At 61.4% G+C, this 17508-nt stretch carries 17 protein-coding genes; 9 read left to right on the top strand and 8 right to left on the bottom strand.

Annotated features, from left to right (window positions below; genetic code table 11):
• Positions 1-24: 24 nt before the first annotated feature.
• The 8 genes from GN300_RS18685 to urtA form a co-directional block, all read right to left on the bottom strand.
• Positions 25-1245, bottom strand: coding sequence for an MFS transporter (locus tag GN300_RS18685; RefSeq protein WP_063314793.1), 1221 nt, complete (start codon positions 1243-1245; stop codon positions 25-27).
• A gap of 9 nt (positions 1246-1254) precedes the next feature.
• Complete coding sequence (locus GN300_RS18690; protein ID WP_039973481.1) at positions 1255-2244, bottom strand: LLM class flavin-dependent oxidoreductase; 990 nt, start codon at positions 2242-2244, stop codon at positions 1255-1257.
• Positions 2245-2380: 136 nt separating this feature from the next.
• Entirely contained in the window at positions 2381-3070 is a 690-nt protein-coding gene (locus GN300_RS18695; RefSeq protein ID WP_063314792.1) for a GntR family transcriptional regulator, read from the bottom strand.
• Position 3071: 1 nt separating this feature from the next.
• Complete coding sequence (gene urtE / locus GN300_RS18700) at positions 3072-3764, bottom strand: urea ABC transporter ATP-binding subunit UrtE (RefSeq protein ID WP_003941544.1); 693 nt, start codon at positions 3762-3764, stop codon at positions 3072-3074.
• Between the two features lie 3 nt (positions 3765-3767).
• A complete protein-coding gene (gene urtD / locus GN300_RS18705) occupies positions 3768-4604 on the bottom strand; it encodes an urea ABC transporter ATP-binding protein UrtD (protein ID WP_003941545.1) in 837 nt (278 codons plus the stop codon).
• Positions 4601-5707, bottom strand: a complete 1107-nt coding sequence (gene urtC, locus GN300_RS18710) for an urea ABC transporter permease subunit UrtC (protein ID WP_007735392.1) — start codon at positions 5705-5707, stop codon at positions 4601-4603. Before urtC ends, urtD begins: the two co-directional genes overlap by 4 nt.
• Positions 5704-6588, bottom strand: coding sequence for an urea ABC transporter permease subunit UrtB (gene urtB, locus GN300_RS18715; RefSeq protein ID WP_003941514.1), 885 nt, complete (start codon positions 6586-6588; stop codon positions 5704-5706). Before urtB ends, urtC begins: the two co-directional genes overlap by 4 nt.
• A gap of 54 nt (positions 6589-6642) precedes the next feature.
• Complete coding sequence (gene urtA, locus GN300_RS18720; protein WP_007735391.1) at positions 6643-7899, bottom strand: urea ABC transporter substrate-binding protein; 1257 nt, start codon at positions 7897-7899, stop codon at positions 6643-6645.
• Between the two features lie 267 nt (positions 7900-8166).
• On the opposite strand from urtA, the gene GN300_RS18725 reads away from it, so the two are divergent.
• From GN300_RS18725 to GN300_RS18765, 9 genes are all read left to right on the top strand, one after another.
• Positions 8167-8907, top strand: a complete 741-nt coding sequence (locus GN300_RS18725) for a TetR/AcrR family transcriptional regulator (RefSeq protein ID WP_003941474.1) — start codon at positions 8167-8169, stop codon at positions 8905-8907.
• A 126-nt stretch (positions 8908-9033) separates the two neighbouring features.
• Positions 9034-10218, top strand: coding sequence for an ABC transporter substrate-binding protein (locus GN300_RS18730; RefSeq protein WP_063314791.1), 1185 nt, complete (start codon positions 9034-9036; stop codon positions 10216-10218).
• A 15-nt stretch (positions 10219-10233) separates the two neighbouring features.
• Positions 10234-11109: a branched-chain amino acid ABC transporter permease gene (locus GN300_RS18735; RefSeq protein WP_020906730.1), complete on the top strand. Its 876-nt coding sequence runs from the start codon at positions 10234-10236 to the stop codon at positions 11107-11109.
• A complete protein-coding gene (locus GN300_RS18740) occupies positions 11109-12137 on the top strand; it encodes a branched-chain amino acid ABC transporter permease (RefSeq protein ID WP_054781648.1) in 1029 nt (342 codons plus the stop codon). Before GN300_RS18735 ends, GN300_RS18740 begins: the two co-directional genes overlap by 1 nt.
• Positions 12134-12907 (top strand): ABC transporter ATP-binding protein, encoded by a 774-nt coding sequence (locus GN300_RS18745; protein WP_007735383.1) that lies wholly within the window; start codon positions 12134-12136, stop codon positions 12905-12907. The genes GN300_RS18740 and GN300_RS18745 overlap by 4 nt, the downstream gene beginning before the upstream one ends.
• A gap of 1 nt (position 12908) precedes the next feature.
• Positions 12909-13613: an ABC transporter ATP-binding protein gene (locus GN300_RS18750; protein ID WP_054781647.1), complete on the top strand. Its 705-nt coding sequence runs from the start codon at positions 12909-12911 to the stop codon at positions 13611-13613.
• 9 nt (positions 13614-13622) lie between these two features.
• A complete protein-coding gene (locus GN300_RS18755; protein WP_063314790.1) occupies positions 13623-15263 on the top strand; it encodes a class I adenylate-forming enzyme family protein in 1641 nt (546 codons plus the stop codon).
• 68 nt (positions 15264-15331) lie between these two features.
• The gene (locus GN300_RS18760) at positions 15332-16351 is read left to right on the top strand and encodes an alpha/beta hydrolase (protein WP_063314789.1); all 1020 of its coding nucleotides are present in this window, start codon (positions 15332-15334) and stop codon (positions 16349-16351) included.
• Between the two features lie 131 nt (positions 16352-16482).
• Positions 16483-17505, top strand: a complete 1023-nt coding sequence (locus tag GN300_RS18765) for an alpha/beta hydrolase (RefSeq protein WP_063314788.1) — start codon at positions 16483-16485, stop codon at positions 17503-17505.
• Positions 17506-17508 lie beyond the last annotated feature (3 nt).

The following is a 17508-nucleotide window of genomic DNA, read 5'->3' on the forward strand; positions in this document are numbered from 1 at the left end:
CGCCAACTCCGTCCGAACGGGTGTTCAGACCGATGCGGCTTCGAGACGCGGATGTGACGAGGAAGCCTGGGTCGACCGCAATCGACGGAATCGGACCACGGCAACGACGGCGGCAACAGCGGCGAGGATCACCAACGGCAGCGACGGACCCATCGTGGGTTCGATGACAACCAGTAGCACCGGCAGTCCGAATCCGAGATAGGTGCCGACGTAGAAGATCCCGGTCAGGGCGCCCCGCGAGGCCGGGGGAGCCAGCGACTCGAGGTCGAGCAGTCCCTCACGCAGACACAGTCCGTAGGCCGTACCGAGGACGAGCGCGCAGACGATGAACAACCCGAGCGCGGGGTGCGCGCCGCCGACGGCGACCAGGCAGTATCCGAGCGCCGCCAGTGCGGCGCCGACCGTGCCGGCCTGAGGACCCCAATTGCGATGGCGCGCAGCGGTTTGAACCAAGATTCCAGCACCCAGAGTCAGCGCCGCCGCGAAACCCGGAAGGAGAGGGCCGGAGTAGCGGTCTCCGAGCCTGGCCGTCATGGTCACAAAAGAGACTGTTGCGCTGGCGAACACCCACGGCGCCAACGGAAGTGCCCAGAGCAGCGCATTTGCGACGGAGCGCTCCGCGCCGTCTGGCGCATTTGCGACGGAGCGCTCCGCGCCGTCTGGGACGGGTGTGATGGTCGCGGCTTCTACGGAAACAGGTGTACGACTCCACACAGCTGCCGCGGTAACCGAACCCACCGACAAGACGGCCGAGACGACAAAGGGCGTAGCGAGTGGGAAGGCGGCAAATTGTGCCAACAGACCCGAAAACAGTGGTCCCAGTGCAAAACCCGAGGTGAGTACTACGCCCGCCATCACGGTTCCGGACTTGCCGCGAAGGTCAGCCGCCCACGCGGTGCCGGCGCCGATTGCCAGACCGGCACCGATACCGACAACGAGGCGCCCGACCATGAGCCCGGGCGCGTCGTGCCAGAGAAGAAGAATCAAGGTTCCGAGCGAGGCTATGAGCGCTCCGGGCAGGACGACTACAGCTCGGCCGACGCGATCCGACAGTGCTCCACCGGTCAACAGGCCGGGTAGGAGTCCGAGCGCGTAGATACCGAAAACACCGTCGAGCACGGTATGCGAAAGACCCTCGTCCACCCGGAGAACCGGGATGAGCGAAGCAAAGTGGTTGGCGGCCCAACCCGTCGAAAGTAGAACTGCCAGTACCGAGATGAACCCGCGACGGGATGGATCGCCCATACCGGCAGCTTAGGCGGGTACCAGATCGCTCACGTCGGCGAGGAGTTCGAACGTGCGCAACCAAGCCTCGCGGTTGGTGCCGGTCGACACCGTGATCAGCTCGTCGGCCTGTGCATGCTCGGTGAACTCGTCGAGGTAGGCGCGGACCTCCGTGGGCGTGCCGATGGCGCTGTACTTGGTCATCTGCAGAACCTGCTGACCCGCGGGGGAGTCGAGCAGCATGTCCGCTTCGTCGTCCGTGAACTTGCGTCCGCGTCCGAGAAGAAGGCTGACGCGCGAACGCTTGGCCGCGAGGAAGTCCTGCTGAGCCTGCTCATGGGTGTCGGCGGCGATGACGTTGACGCCCGCGATGACGTACGGCTCCGCCAACTGCTCCGACGGCTTGAACTCGCGTCGATAGATCGCGACGGCGTCGCGCAGGGCGTTGGGGGCGAAGTGCGAGGCAAATGCATACGGCAGGCCGAGCATCGCGGCGAGCTTGGCTCCGAACAGTGACGATCCGAGAATGTAGAGCGGAACGTGAGTGCCCTTACCGGGAACGGCATTGATTCCGGGGACGCGCGAAGTGTCGCCGAGGTAGCCCTGAAGCTCGAGTACGTCCTGCGGGAAGCTGTCCGAAGAACTCGGGTCGCGTCGCAAAGCCTGCATGGTCTTCTGATCACTACCGGGCGCGCGACCGAGACCGAGATCGATGCGACCCGGGTGCAGAGTCTCGAGGGTGCCGAACTGCTCGGCGATCGTCAGCGGTGCGTGGTTGGGCAGCATGATTCCACCGGCGCCGAGGCGGATTTTGCTGGTGTGCGCGGCGACGTGGCTGATCAGAACGCTGGTGGCCGAAGACGCGATGGAACCCATGTTGTGGTGCTCGGCATACCAGATTCGCTTGTAACCCCACTCCTCGGCACGCTGCGCCAAGGTCACGCTGGCGTCGAAGCTGTCTTTGGCGGTTTCGTTGTCGCCGATGTGGGCGAGATCGAGGATGGAAAGTGGTACGGCCATGGAGGTGGAGCCTTTCTCAGCGAATAGAACGCAAGCGTCGTTGTGAGGTGCAACCGCTGTGAGTCCATTCCTATTTCCGAGAGCCTTCCCACGCTGAGCAAGTGCGATTTTCGGAGGGGCGGTGACTCCCGCTCGATCAGTTCCGCACAGCGTTGGCCATGGCGGCCAACGAGAGGGCCTGCCGAGCGCGGTCGAGGACAACCGCACGAGAGATGTCGATGTGCGACACCAGTGCCTCGTGTGCTTGCGGAATCTTGCCGTCCAGCACCAGTTCGACGACGGAGATATGTTCCTCCACGGTGGCCTTCATACGGTCGGGAGTCAGGTAGTCGAACATCCGCACGGGGCGCAGCTTCGAGTTGACGGCCTGCAAGGCGTCGACCAACGCGTGGTTTCCGGATGAGGCGAGGAGCGCGATGTGGAACTCCTCGTCGAGCGTCACGAAGCCGGCGTCCGGTACCGGCATCTGTTTGAGAAATGTGTACCACTTGTCGAGTTCGGAACCGAGCGCGTCTCGATCATGAGCGGGGGCCTCACCGTCTAGTACCCGCCGAAGCCCGTGCACTTCGAGGAGTATGCGCAGCTCGTAGAGGCCACCCAACTCGTCGAGGTGCGGTCGGTACGGAAAGAGTCCATGTTCGTCGCGCTCGACCAGCCCGTCGGATTCCAACTTCGCGAGCGCTTCGCGCACCGGTGTTCGCGAGACACCGTAGAGATGAGCCAACCGTTCTTCGCCGAGTCGTTCGGATGGCGCGATCTGACCCGACATCAGATCGTTCCGGATCGACCGATAGACCTGCTCGCGCAGCGGCGGGCGCACACTCATGTCAGATTGCCATCGCTCGACGAACCGCCTCGGTGGACGTGGTGCCGCCCTCACCGGTCGAGGTCACGTGTCCCGCCGCGAGAATGCTGTAATGCTGCGCAGATTGGAGCGCGAAACCGATGTGCTGCTCTACGAGGAGGACACCGAGATCGCCGCGCTCGGTGAGTTCCATGACGGTTCTTTCGATTTCGGCGACCACGTTGGGCTGAATGCCCTCGGTTGGTTCGTCCAGAATGAGGATCTTGGGCTCGGTGATCAGGGCGCGAGCGATGGCAAGCTGTTGTCGCTGCCCACCGGAGAGAAGTCCCGCGCGACGGTCGAGGAGCGTGGTGAGTGCGGGAAACAGATCCAATGCCTCTGCGATGAGTGCCTTTCCGCGTTTGCGCCCGTCGGCGACCACCCGAAGATTCTCGGCAGTTGTCAGTTGTCCGAACGACTGCTGACCCTGGGGTACGTAGGCAAGTCCGCGAGCGACGCGGGCGCTCGGCCGTAGACCGGTGATGTCCTCACCGTTCAGAAGTACCTTTCCCCGTGTAGGTTTGATCAGACCGACGGCGGCGCGCAGCAAGGTGGTTTTACCCGCACCGTTGTGACCCATGACTGCCGCAACTCCGTCGCTGGGAACCAGCAGGGATACGCCGTGGATCACTTCGGTGCGTCCGTAGCCGGCGCGGATGTCGACGAGCTCGAGCATGATTCAGTCCTCCGGGGTCGGTTCGGTGTCGGCGCCGAGATCGGTTCCGGCAGCGGCTGTGCCGAGGTAGACCTCTTGCACCTTGGGGTCGGCTTGGACCTCCGCCACAGTTCCTTCGGCAAGCACTTTCCCAGCGGCGAGCACTGTGACGGACGTGGCGAAGGATCGCATGAAGTCCATGTCGTGCTCGACTACGACGACGGTTCGCGCACCGCCGATGCGCCGCAGAAGGTTCCCGGTCTCCTCGCGCTCCTCGAGGCTCATGCCTGCGACGGGCTCGTCGAGCAGGAGCACGGAACAGTTCTGTACCAACAACATTCCGATTTCGAGCCACTGCTTCTGTCCGTGCGCCAGAATGCCTGCGGCGGTGTCCCTGAGGTGCTCCAACCCGGTTGTCTCCAGCGCCTCTTCGATCTCGGGAAGCACACCTTTGCGTTTTCTGAGCAGGTTCCACGGTGATCGGCCGGCTCCGGCCGCGATGTCGAGATTCTGCAGCACCGAGAGCTCTTCGAAGACGCTTGCCGTCTGGAAGGTTCGCCCGACGCCGAGGCGGGCGATCTTGTGAACCTTCTTGCCGAGCAGTTGCTCGCCGGACTTCGTGATGGAACCCGTCGCGGGAACGAGTCCGGTGATGGCGTCGACCAACGTTGTCTTTCCAGCCCCGTTCGGGCCGATGAGAAACCTCAGGTCGCCCTGCATGAGGGTCAAGTCGACGCCGTCGACGGCCTTGAAACCGTCGAAGCTGACCGAAAGATTTCGTACTTCGAGGTACTCGGACGACATTCCGGCGTTGCCACCCAGTGCCGGTGTGGGTTCGCTGGTGGCGGTTGTGTTGGTCATGACGACACCTCCACTGGTTCGGGTTGGGAGACCTTGACCGGCGGGTCGGCCGGGGTCTCACGCTTCTTGCGGTGGCGCATCAGGGCGAACAATCCGGCCACACCTGCCGGGAAGAACCCGACCACGACGATGAACATCAACCCTTGTGCGTAGATCCATCCCGAAGGGAGTTTCTCCGAGAATGTCGACTGCGCCCACGCGACGCCGATCGCACCGAGTACCGGACCGAGAAGCGTTGCGCGGCCGCCGATCGCGACCCCGATGAGGAAAGCGATGGACGGGACGATCCCGACGTCGGCGGGGGAGATGATGCCCACGATCGGAACGAACAGCGCGCCGGCGATACCGGCGAGGAACGCCGCGGTCACGTAGGCGACCAGTTTGATGTTCGCCGGATCGTATCCGAGGAAACGTACTCGCTCCTCTTGATCACGGACGGCGACGAGGAGTTCGCCGTATCGGGAGTTCATCAGCTGGCGAATCAGAGCGACCGATGCGAGAAGAACTCCGGCGGCGATGAAGAACAACATCTGCTTGTTCGCCGGATCGTTGAGATTGAAACCGAAGAACGTGCGAAAGCGGTTGAGGCCGTTGCTGCCACCGATCGACTGCTGGCCGATCAAGAGGATCGCGAAAGCCGCGGCGAGTGCCTGCGAGAGGATCGCGAAGTACGCGCCCTTGACTCTCCGCTTGAACACACCGAGTCCGAGGAGAAAGGCAACAGCGGCCGGCAGGAAAAGGATGGCGAAGATCGCCACGAATGGCGAGGCGAACGGTTGCCAGTATCCCGGCAGTTCGGTCTTGCCGGCGATGGACATGAAGTCCGGGACCGCGTCGCCCTTGAGTTCGGCATCGGCGATCTTGAGGTGCATCGCCATCACGTATGCGCCGATTCCGAAGAAGACGCCCTGGCCGAGCGTGAGCATTCCGCCTCTGCCCCAAGCCAAACCGATACCGACAGCGACTATGGCGAAGCACAGGAATTTTGCCAACAGTGACAGCCTGAAGTCCGAGAGCACAGCCGGAGCGACGGCGAACAGCACGATCGCGGCAAGTGCAAAACCGCCCCACACCCGAATTCGGGAATTGTTCAGGATGCTCATACGAGGCTCCTCGTCTTGACTGCGAACAGGCCCTGCGGCCGAACTTGAAGGAAGACGACGATGATGACGAACACGATCACCTTCGCGATCGACGCTGTCGTCGAGTACTCGATGAACGAGTTCAAGATGCCGAGGGCGAAGGCTGCGATCACGGCTCCCTTCATCTGACCGAGACCGCCGACGACAACAACCAGGAAGGCGTCGATCAGATAGGACTGGCCGATGGTCGGGCTGGTGGAACCGATGAGCGTCAACGCGACACCCGCGACGCCGGCGAGCCCGGAACCGAGGAAGAAGGTCGTGATGTCCGTACGACGAGAGGAGATTCCGCTCGTCTCGGCCAGATCGCGATTTTGGACGACGGCCCGGATGCGTCTACCCATCGACGACTGCTTCAGTGCGACCGAAAGTGCGATCACTGCTGCGATCGCCAACACCAGAATGAAGATGCGGGTTTTCGGCACCACGGCGCCGAAAATATCGACCCCGCCCGAAAGCCAGCTCGGCGCCGAAACATTGACTGCCGGCGCGCCGAAGATGTCGCGCGCCAACTGCTGAAGGATCAATCCGACGCCGAATGTCACCAACAGGGTGTCGAGGGGTCGGTGGTACATCCGCGATACCAGGACCACTTCGAGCACAACACCCATCAGTCCGCCGACGACGAAACCGACGAGCAGAGAAATGATCAACGATCCCGTTGCATTCGAGATCACCTGCTGCACTACGTATGCGGTGTACGAGCCGGCCATGATGAACTCGCCGTGTGCCATGTTGATGACACCCATCTGCCCGAACGTGAGAGACAACCCCAACGCTGCCAACAGGAGAATCGATCCGATACTCAAACCCGTGAACAACTGCCCGATCACAACATCCATGACAGACGCTCCACCTCTCTACTCGTCGATTCCGTCAATTCCGCCTTTTGTCGATCAGCTACCGAGGCCCTCAGCCCAGGGGTAGTTCTTCAGGTACGGATCCGGCTCGATCGGCTGTCCCGAATCCCAGACCGTGTAGATCAGTCCGTCGGAACGGATTTCGCCGATCCGGGCAGTCTTGGTGATGTGGTGGTTGTCGCCGTCGATGGTGACGAGTCCTTCGGGCGCCTGGAAGGTCACACCGTCGGCGTTGTCCTGAATATCCTTGACCGCAAACGAGTTGGCCTTCTCGACGGTGTTCTTCCAGAGGTAGACGGAGGTATATGCCGCTTCCATCGGATCGGACGTGGGCTTGTCCTGCCCGAACTTCGCCTTGTACGCCGCGACGAACTTCTTGTTCTCGGGGGAGTCGATGGTCTGGTAGTAGTTCCACGCCGTCAGCTGGCCTTCGACGTTCTGGACTCCGATACCACCGACCTCTTCCTCCGCAATGGAGACGGAGACGACGGGCATGTCGGCGGGTTTCAGGCCGACATTCGAGTATTCACGGAAGAACGCAACGTTGGAATCGCCGTTGAGTGTGTTGAACACGGCATCGGCGTCGGCTGTGCGGACCTTGTTCACGATGGTGGAGAAGTCGGTCGAACCCAGAGGCGTGTAATCCTCGCCCTTGATCTCGATGCCGTTCGCTGCCGCGTACGCCTTGATGATGCGGTTGGCGGTCTGCGGGAACACGTAGTCGCTGCCGACCAGATACAGCGACTTGACGCCCTTCTCCTTCAGGTAATCCAGCGCCGGGATGATCTGCTGGTTGGTCGTTGCGCCCGTGTAGAAGATGTTCTTCGAATCTTCCAGTCCCTCGTACTGGACCGGGTAGTAGAGCAAAGAGTTGTTGTCCTCGAACACGGGCAGCATGGCCTTGCGGCTCGAGGAGGTCCAGCCACCGAAAACTGCTGCGACGCAATCGCTGCTGATCAGTTTCTCGGCCTTCTCGGCGAACACTGTCGGCTCCGACGCACCGTCCTCTGCCACGATCTGGATCTTCTTACCCAGTACACCGCCGGAATCGTTGATCTCCTGCACCGCCAACGAGATGGAGTCGCGGACCGTCACTTCACTGATGGCCATGGTGCCCGAGAGTGAATTCAGGGAACCGACCTTGATCGTGTCCCCCGAGGTGTCGACGCACGACGTAGCCGTCGAATCTCCCGATGCGGTGTCTGTTGCCTTGCTTCCGCAGCCGGTGAGAACCAAGCCCAGCGCGGCGAGAGCGGCCGGCGCGGCAAGGGTGCGCTTCGAGAAGGTTCGCATGTACGGGCCTTTCGTGTCGATGGCTCTGGCAGACAATGGCTCTGACAGATCTGTATCCGGAGTGCGTATACAACGCTGTATTCGTCGAGTGCACAGAGTAGGTGGAAGTTGTTGCGGTGGAATGACTGTCGGTGACAAGTGTGTGTCCGGTGTTTCGATTGGGTATCCAGGACCTCACACCGCAGGTCAGCGAGGGTGCGGTGTTAGCATCGACGAGAAATTGATCAAGCACTCGCTTGACGATCGGAACGTCGGAAGGATCTTCTCGTGCGCTCGACCCGACGGGACGAAATACTCGCTCATGCGGCCAAGCTGTTCAGTGAGCGGGGAATCGCCGCGACGACGGTGCGCGACATCGCCGACGAAGTCGGGATCCTCTCCGGCAGCCTCTATCACTACTTCGACTCCAAGGATGCGATAGCCAACGAGATCGTCGTCCGGTTCCTCGAAGATCTCAACGTCCGGTACGAGGACTCGATCGAACCGGAAGGTTCGGCTCGAAATCGCCTGGCCACGATGGTGTCGGTCTCCTTTGCCTCGGCGGTGGATCACCCGTATGCCACGGAGGTCTATCAGGGAGAAGCCATACTTTCGTCGCAACCGGCGGACGCGCCCATCACCATCCTGGTTCAGAAGGCACACAGCTACTGGCGATCGGCTATCGCTCGCGGAATTGCCGACGCGGAGTTTCGGGAAGACATCGATCCCGAACAGTTTCACCGTCTCCTGCGTGAATCCGTCTGGTCCACCGTCGCGCAGTATCGCCCACAGCTTTCCGAATTGGCCGAAGATCTGCAGCGCAATCTGATTTCGGTTTTCCTGGACGGCTTTGCCGCACGTTCCGTCGACGGTGAGCCGGTGGCACGCATTGCGCGGCGCACGGCGAAGAAGGAAGCGCAGACCGAATCTCCCGACTCGGACCTTGCCGAACTCCGCTCTGATGTCGACGAATTGAAGTCCGTCATTCGCGAACTCAGCTCGTCGATCCGGCAGCTGCAGAAGCCGTAACACCGCAGTTCCTGCGCGTGTAGTTCGGATTTTGACTATCAGTGTGACCCAGTGCATACTTCTGTCCACACTCGTAAATCAAGCGCTTGTTTGATTTACCAAGCACAGTTTGGACGGGAGTTCGATGTGAGACTCGGAAAGGCGATCGCCGTCTGCGCGGCAGTGGTCCTCGGGGCGAGCGCGTGCGCATCTGCCGGTGTCATTCCCGAAGACACCATCGTCATCGGTTTGGACGAGGACTCCACCGGGCCCGGTGCGTCGTACAGCACGATCGCCGGCAAGACGGTGCGGATGACCGTCGACCTGATCAACCAGGCGGGCGGAATCAACGGTAAGCAAGTCGAATTGGTTGTCGAGAACGACGAGAGCAGTCCCACCAAAACCCCGTCGATCATTCGGAAGTTGGTCGATCACGGGTCCAGTGCGGTCATCCTCGCCACGGGCAGCGGGTCGGTGCTGCAGGCCAAGTCGATTCTCCAGCAGTCGAAGATTCCTGCGATAGCTCCGGTCGTTCTCAGCGACGCCTTTGCCTCGGCGCCCGACAACGACTTCTCGTTCATGATTCCGAACTCGTTGAAGCAGTACGCCCAGGTGTACTGCGGGGCTTTCGAGAAGATGGGGTACAAGTCCCTGGGAATTCTCGGTGACGCGAGTGCGTCCATCGACGGAATCATCAAGACCCTGTGGCCGGCGCTCGAGAAGTGCGCGAGAGTGACGGGCGTCGAAAAGGCGCCGGTCGATGCCGCGGACATCACCGCACAGGTCTCACGTCTCGCGGAAACCGAACCGGACGCGATTCTGGTCGCCAGTATCGGCGGGCACTTCGAAATCCTCGCGCACAACACCTTGTCGAAGGTCACCCCGCAGACGCAACGCTTCTCACTCGCTTCCATCGGAAACCAGCCCGCATCTTGGGCTTTGGCGGACCCGAAGGCGTTGAGCGGCATGGTGTACATGGGCTCGCTCAGTGAGAACAACCCGAGAACCGCCGAACTGCGTCGCAAGGTGCAGGCGGTGAAGGGGCCTGATTATCAACTGACCGCCTACGACGCACAGGCGTACGACGCCGTCATGATGTTGGCCGAGGCAATCGAAATTGCCGGCGACCACCGAGATCGGACGGCCGTTCGTGATGCTCTTCAACAGGTTTCGGCACTTCCCGCCAGCTTCGGCCAGGACGGATTGACACTGTCGTTCTCCTCGCAGGATCACCTGGCTCCGGACAGCCTCTGCGGCCTGGTACTCGTCGAATTCGGTGAGGACAACAAGCCTGCCCGTCCGTGGGATTCCTACCAGCCCCCGTGCGGATAACCGAGGAGCATTGACATGACAGACGCACAACTGTGGCTCGCAGCCATCGAGATCGGTGCCTTCTTCTCGCTGATAGCCCTCGGAATGTATCTCGTGGTGGTCGGCGCCGATTTCTTCAACTTTGCGATGGGCCCGTACGCGATGGCTGCGGCCATGGCGTCGAGTTGGGTCGCGATCAATTACGGGCTCGCTCTCTGGATTGCCATGCCGCTGGGGATCGCGGTAGCGGTGGCGCTGTCGATCCTGACGGAAAAGCTTGTGGTCAAACAGGTTCAGAAGCGTTCGGGTCGTGGGGAACTACCGGCGTTGGTGGCGGTGACCGCAGTACTGTTCGGGATCCAGCAGCTCGCCGGCACGGTCTTCGGCCGAACACCACTTCCCGGACAGAAGATCTTCGACTTCGATCCGATATCGGTGCTCGGTGCCACCGTCGACAGTTCGACCGTTGTACTCGTCGTCGGAACTGCCGTGATCTTCGTCGGTATCGGACTGTGGCTGAACCGGTCCACCTCGGGCCGTCTGCTACGCGCCGTCGGCGACAGTCCGGATGCCGCCCGCGTCCTGGGCTTGCCGGTGGATCGGGTACGCCTCATCGCGTTCACCCTCGCGGGTGTGATCGCCGCCGTCGCCGGACTTCTGTTCGCTCCCAAGGCCGGTGTTCAGTTCACGAGCGGTCTGTCATGGACGCTGACGGCATTCATCGCACTCGTCATCGGTGGTACCGGCCGAAGTTGGGCTCCGCTGATCGGCGGAATGGTGTTGGGCGTCGTCCAGGTATTCGCCCCGTACTACTTCGGTGCGAGTGCTGCGCAAACCGCGATTCTGTTGATTGCCCTGGTGTTCTTCGCTTTCCGTCCGGAAGGCTTGCTCTCGAGGAAGGTTCGCGTCTGATGGCCTCGCTTTCTACCAGTCCGCTGACGTCAAATCCGCCCACTACATCCGGCCGTTCCCGGACGAGGATGCTCGCCCTGTCACGAGAAGCGCTGATCACCGTGGTCGTGGTTGCTGCCGTGCTGCTGTGGATGGGGCCGAGTCTGTACCGGCAGGATCTGGTGTTCCTCGCTGCGACGTATTCGCTGATCGCACTCGGCATGTACGTGCCATTCGTGCTCGCGGGATCACTGTCGATGGCGTACAGCGCGTATGCGGCGATCGGCGCGTATGCCGTTGCGCTGATCTCGGTTCGGACCGGGTTGTCGATGTGGTGGGGATGGATTCTCGGCGCCCTCGCCGCTGCAGCGGTTGCAGTACTCCTCAGCTTGGCAACACAGAAACTCTCCGGCTTCTACCTTGCCGCGGTGACCTTGTTGTTCGGTATCGCTTTCGAGCACTGGTTGATCGACGGGCCGAGTTTCACCGGCGGGTCGGCCGGGATCTCGGGTGTCGAGACTGTGACGATGTTCGGCTGGGAGCCACCGCGCTATGTGTTGGTCGTGTTCGCGATCTTGTTCGTGTGTCTGATCGCGGTCGCTGTGGATCGACTCCGGAAATCGGTGTGGGGGCTGATGTTGCAAGCTGCCCGCGACAATCGTAATGTCGCACGGTCTTCCGGCGTCAATCCTGCGCACCTGACCGTCGTGGCGCTGGCGATCGGTGCTGCGATCGCGTCGACCGGCGGATCGCTGTTCACCGTGTCGGTGCAGGCTGTCACTCCTGAAACCTTCACTCTCAGTATTGTTTTCCTCGCAATCTTCATGCCGATCATCGGCGGTCGCGGTTCGGCGTGGGGTGCTCCGCTCGGTGCATTGATCGTGGTGATCGTGACGCTGAATATGCCCGGGTACCAGGGAAGTGGCGAACTCCTGCTTGCCGGAGCCGTCCTGGTGATCCTCATCGTCGCGCCTGGTGGGGTGATCGGGTGGAGTCAGAACGTTCTGGGTCGAATGAACCGTCTGTACAAGGAGCGTGGCAATCGATGACTCGGCTACTCGAAGTGAGCGGGCTCCACAAGTCCTACGGAGGCGTCCGCGCTGTCGACGATGTCTCGTTCAGCGTCGGACCGGGAGAGGTGATCGGACTGGTCGGCCCGAACGGGGCAGGCAAGACCACACTGGTGGACTGCATCTTCGGCACTCAGCAAGCAGACTCCGGAACCGTCGCGCTCGCGGGTGCTCCCTTGACCGGGCCGTCGGAGCGCCGTGCACGGCAAGGGCTCTCGCGCACGTTTCAACATCCGCAGCTCGCGGCGGAACTCGACGCCGTCGACAACATCATCCCGGGACTGTACGGGCACAAGATCACCTCACCTCTGCACTCGCTGTGGTGGGCGATCAAAGGACCTTTCGAGAACTGGGACCGGACAGCACAGCGGGCCCGGGAGATTGCTGCGCGATACTCGGTCACCGACGTCGAGAGTGCTTGCGGGGATCTCAGTTTGGGGGCGCAGCGTCTGGTCGAGGTGGCGCGGGCGATGGCGACCGAACCCGAAGTCCTCCTGTTGGACGAACCGTTTGCCGGCGCGGATCACGACGGCATCGCTGCCATCTCCGGTGCCGTGCGATCGATTGCCGCGCAGGGCAAAGGAGTAGTCCTGGTTGATCACAACGTCGATCTCATCGCGGCGCTCGCAACCAAGATCGTGCTGCTCAATTTCGGATCAGTGGCGTTCTACGGACCACCGCAGGAGTGCTTGGCCAGCGACGCGATGCGAGAAGTCTATTTCGGTTCCGAATACGAGGAAGGCGCCTGACATGCTCGAACTCGACAGAGTCACAGTTCGATACGGATCCGCTGTCGCCGTCCGGGAAGTCTCCCTTGCCGCTCCCGCCGGTGAAGTGACAGCCATCGTCGGGCCGAACGGTGCGGGCAAGACCAGCTTGGCGGGATCCATCTACGGCTCGGTTCCCGCCACCGGGACAATCAAATTCGATGGTCGAGAGATCCAGAAATTATCGGCACTGGATCGTGTCCGCAGCGGATTTGCCTACGTTCCCCAAGGCAGGCAACTGTTCATGCGAATGTCCGTTCGCGAGAATCTACGCGTGGGCGCAGACCTGCTGGGATTGAAAGCCGAAGCCGTGGAAACAGCTTTCGAGAGGTTCCCGATCCTGCGTGAACGCTCGGAGAGTTATGCCGGGGTCCTCAGCGGTGGTGAGCAGCAGATGTTGGTTCTGGGGCGGGCCCTTCTGGAAACCCCGAAGGTGTTGCTCCTCGACGAGATGATGACAGGACTGGCACCGAAAATCGTCGCGGAGCTGCGAGCATTGGTCGGGGGTCTGGCCGCCGAGGGTGTGACCGTCATCGTGACGGAACCGGCACTTACTGCACTGAAATCGGTTGTCGACCGCGGATATGTCATGCAGCGCGGCGAACTCGTCCACGAATGCGATTCCGCAGCGACACTGGACAACGCGTACAAACAATCGATGGGCGTCCTCAGCGCCGACGGGAGATGATCGACGATCATGCTTGAAACGAAGACACTCGACTTCACCGTCGGTGAATTCGCCACGAATCCGGACCGCTTCGCCGGCGTCAGCATCAGCGAAATGGTCAGGCATTGGTCTGAGACCATCCCGGACGAAACCGCCTTTGTCACTCCGGAATCGAGGGTGTCGTGGAAGCAGTACGACGCGGCTGCCGATGCGATCGCGTCGGCGCTGGATCTAGCTGGTGAGGGATACGGACATGTAGCCGTGTTGCTCCCCGACACCGCTGTATTCCATGCGGCTCTCTGCGCAGCATTTCGTACCGGCCGCGTCGCCGTCGGAATCGGTTCGCGCTCGGGCATTCGCGAGATCTCTCATCTGATCGCCCGCTCGGAAGCCTCCGTTCTCGTCACCACTCGCACGCTGCGCGGCGTCGGTACCGCCGAACTCGTGGCGAGTCTGCGGGCAGAGCATCCCGGACTGGACGTCGTCTTCGCCGACGAACGCGCCGACGTGAGTTTCGAACGCGTGAGCGCAAACGGCGAACTCACCTCGTTGCCGGTCGAGTTAAAGCAGTTCCCCGCAACCAGTCCGTGTTTTGTCACGTCAGCCGTTTCGATGCTGAACTCGACCTCCGGCACAACGGGCCTACCCAAACTGGTCACACAAACCGAGGATCGTTGGGTTGGTTTCTCCGAGATTGCCGCCGAGGCGGCGGCGATCGGTTCGGATGAGGTGTTCCTCGGCGCGGTTCCAGCACCTTTCGGATTCGGCCTCTGGACTTCGCATTTCCTGCCGGCACTACTCGGTGCTCGCAATGTCGTCATGGAACGCTTCGACGTTTCGGTGATGATCGAGTTGATCGAGCGCGAACGGGTGACTGCTTTGAATTGTGTGAGTACACAATTCAAGATGCTGTTGCGTTCGGAGGCCGCGGAATCGGCCGATCTCTCGTCACTTCGTTTCATGTTCACCGGTGGTGAAGCCGTGCCCTATTCGGAGGCGCTGGCATTCGAACAACGTACCGGAGCGGCTGTCCTGCAGTTCTACGGATCGAACGAAACCGGCGCCGTCTCGGTGACGACGGTTTCGGACGATTCCGACACCCGACTGAAGACGTGCGGCCACGTCATCGATCGCATGCAAGTTCGTGTATTCGACGATGCGGCAAAGGAAATGACCGGCTCCGTCTGCCGCGGTCAGCCTGGGGTGAACGGACCGCTGATGTGTCAGGGCTATTGGGGGGACACCGATGCGAACGACGAGTTGTACACCGATGACGGTTGGATGCTTCTCGGCGACATCGTCGAGATCGACGAGACAGGACGGGTGCGTGTGGTCGGGCGCAAAGCCGACATCATCATTCGTGGCGGCAAGAACATCTCCGCGGTCGAAGTCGAGGAGTACGTGCGCGCGCACCCTTCGGTGGAGTTGGTCGCCGTGGTCGGGGTCGACGATCCGCTGTTCGGTGAGAAGGTCTGTGCGGTCGTCGTGTCCGCCGATGACGATCTGAGTTCGGAGGATCTGACCGCCTGGCTGCAGAGCCGAGGAGTGACCCGCGAGTACATACCCGAGTACGTGATGACGGTCGCCGAATTGCCGATGGCGGCAGGCGGCAAAGTAGCCAAGGGTGAAGTCAAGGCACTCGCGCAGAGGCGGATCGCTGAACTCGGCTGATCGCACTTGGCGGTACCGGCTTCGCGTTACGCTGATCCGGACATTGTGCCGAGAGTGAAGGAAACCCGATGACGAACCCTTCACCGCATCGGTGGCGCAGGCGCTTGCTGTGGGCTCTGGCAATTGTGTTCGTTCTGGTCGGAGCCGTGGTTCTGGCCTTCGTTCTGAGCCCGAGACCTGGCGCACTCACCGTGCGATGGGTCTTCGATCGTGATGCGGTGAAAGTCACCGAGGCGCTCGAGAAGCACGCGCCCGGAGGCGTCGACTCGATCAAGGACCAGCAGTACCGCGCCGATGACGACGACGCATACCTGGATGTCTACTTTCCCGCAGCGACGACGACCGCATTGCCTACGGTGATCTGGACTCATGGCGGTGCCTGGATCTCGGGAAGCAAGTCCAACTACGCGCCGTACTACGAGTTGCTGGCCTCGCGTGGCTACACAGTTGTGTCCCTGGACTACTCACTCGGACCTGAGCACCACTATCCGACGGGAGTGCGGCAGCTCAACGACGCTCACGCGTACGTCGTCGCGAATGCGGAACGGCTGCATGTTGATCCGACGACGGTCGTTCTGGCGGGTGATTCTGCGGGAGCGCAACTCTCGAGTCAGCTCGCCACTCTCATCACTGATCCCGCCTATGCGAACCGTGTGGGCGTGGTCCCGTCGCTGCGGCCGGATCAGTTACGTGGAGTAATCCTGAACTGTGGAATCTACGACGTCGGGAACATGGTCGGCGGACCCGGCATCATCGGTTGGGGAGTTGATCGGTCCCTCTGGGCGTATACCGGCGTGCGTGACTTCATGAGTACCGCCGCAGCGGATCAGATGTCGACCTTGAACTACGTCACCGATCGATTTCCGCCTGCCTACATCAGCGGCGGCAACGCCGATCCGTTGACGGATTCTCAGTCGAAACCGATGGCTGACAAATTGACCGGGTTGGGAGTTGCGGTCGACACACTGTTCTATCCGGCCGATCACGTTCCGGCGCTCGGTCACGAGTATCAGTTCGATCTGGACAATGCCGACGGTCTCACTGCGCTCGATCGCACGGTTCAGTTTCTCGAGGCTCATACCGGCTAAATGTCGGATTGTGGTGAACCACTGCGAAAATGGTCATTTTGGACAAAGCTCCGCGGGTGCGTTGCCAGGGAATTCTCAACTGGTCCTTTTGGTCTAGCCTGGGTGAATCCGATCCGACCCCAGGAGTTGTTGTGCGCGCGTCTTCCCCCGACAGACGGCGAAGGCGCATTGTCGGAATCGCGGCGGTATTCGTCGTCATTCTGCTGTCCGGGGTAACCGCGGCACTCGTCAGTCCGTGGCCAGGAGTTCTCCTCGTACGGTGGATGTCAGCGGGTGGCTCCGAAGCGACTCACGCACAACTCGACAGGCATGCACCGTCAGGAATCGTCTCGATTCTCGATCAGTCGTACCGCGACGGCGACGACGATGCACAACTGGACGCGTACTACCCGTCGGAGTCCACTTCGGCGCTACCCACGGTGGTCTGGGTGCACGGCGGTGGCTGGATATCAGGATCGAGAACTGATGCCGACGGTTACTACAAACTGTTGGCAAATCAAGGCTTCACTGTGATTTCGGTGGACTACTCACTGGGACCAGATGCGTATTACCCCACCGCAGTGAATCAGCTGAACGACGCGTATCGATTCATCGTGAGCAATGCGGACAGGTTGCATGTCGATTCGACCAATCTCTTTCTTGCGGGAGATTCGGCAGGCGCGCAGTTGTCCAGTCAGTTGGCGACCGTCATGACCAGCCCTGACTACGCGTCGGAAATGGGTGTGGAGCCGGCATTACGTCCCGAGCAGATACGCGGAGTTGTCCTCGACTGTGGGGTCTTCGATCTGAAACCGCTGCTGTCACAGGGGAAGTACTTCGGTTGGGGCGTCGACAAGCAATCGCTGTGGGGGTACCTCGGAACGAGGGACTTCGACGGGTCGACTGCAGTGGGTCAGATGTCGACACTGGGTCATGTGACCTCGGACTTTCCAGCGACGTTCATCACCGGCGGAAATGTCGACCCACTGACCGCCAACCAGTCGAAACCCATGGCAGAACGGCTCGCCGATCTGGGCGTCGAGGTCGATGCACTGTTCTACCCGGACGATCACGAGCCTGCACTCGACCACGAATATCAGTTCGACCTCGACACCGTGGACGGGGTGATCGCGTTCGATCGCACAGTCGCGTTCCTACGCGACCACGTGCGTTAGCGC

Source organism: Rhodococcus sp. Ni2 (assembly GCF_021352185.1).
Classification (GTDB): domain Bacteria; phylum Actinomycetota; class Actinomycetes; order Mycobacteriales; family Mycobacteriaceae; genus Rhodococcus_F; species Rhodococcus_F qingshengii.

Coding starts and splice junctions, on each gene's coding strand:
- GN300_RS18735 (WP_020906730.1), top strand. CDS start 10,234: ATGACAGACGCACAACTGTGGCTCGCAGCCATCGAGATCGGTGCCTTC.
- urtA (WP_007735391.1), bottom strand. CDS start 7,899: ATGCGAACCTTCTCGAAGCGCACCCTTGCCGCGCCGGCCGCTCTCGCC.
- GN300_RS18745 (WP_007735383.1), top strand. CDS start 12,134: ATGACTCGGCTACTCGAAGTGAGCGGGCTCCACAAGTCCTACGGAGGC.
- GN300_RS18685 (WP_063314793.1), bottom strand. CDS start 1,245: ATGGGCGATCCATCCCGTCGCGGGTTCATCTCGGTACTGGCAGTTCTA.
- urtD (WP_003941545.1), bottom strand. CDS start 4,604: ATGACCAACACAACCGCCACCAGCGAACCCACACCGGCACTGGGTGGC.
- urtB (WP_003941514.1), bottom strand. CDS start 6,588: ATGGATGTTGTGATCGGGCAGTTGTTCACGGGTTTGAGTATCGGATCG.
- GN300_RS18750 (WP_054781647.1), top strand. CDS start 12,909: ATGCTCGAACTCGACAGAGTCACAGTTCGATACGGATCCGCTGTCGCC.
- urtC (WP_007735392.1), bottom strand. CDS start 5,707: ATGAGCATCCTGAACAATTCCCGAATTCGGGTGTGGGGCGGTTTTGCA.
- GN300_RS18740 (WP_054781648.1), top strand. CDS start 11,109: ATGGCCTCGCTTTCTACCAGTCCGCTGACGTCAAATCCGCCCACTACA.
- GN300_RS18695 (WP_063314792.1), bottom strand. CDS start 3,070: ATGAGTGTGCGCCCGCCGCTGCGCGAGCAGGTCTATCGGTCGATCCGG.
- urtE (WP_003941544.1), bottom strand. CDS start 3,764: ATGCTCGAGCTCGTCGACATCCGCGCCGGCTACGGACGCACCGAAGTG.
- GN300_RS18755 (WP_063314790.1), top strand. CDS start 13,623: ATGCTTGAAACGAAGACACTCGACTTCACCGTCGGTGAATTCGCCACG.
- GN300_RS18760 (WP_063314789.1), top strand. CDS start 15,332: ATGACGAACCCTTCACCGCATCGGTGGCGCAGGCGCTTGCTGTGGGCT.
- GN300_RS18690 (WP_039973481.1), bottom strand. CDS start 2,244: ATGGCCGTACCACTTTCCATCCTCGATCTCGCCCACATCGGCGACAAC.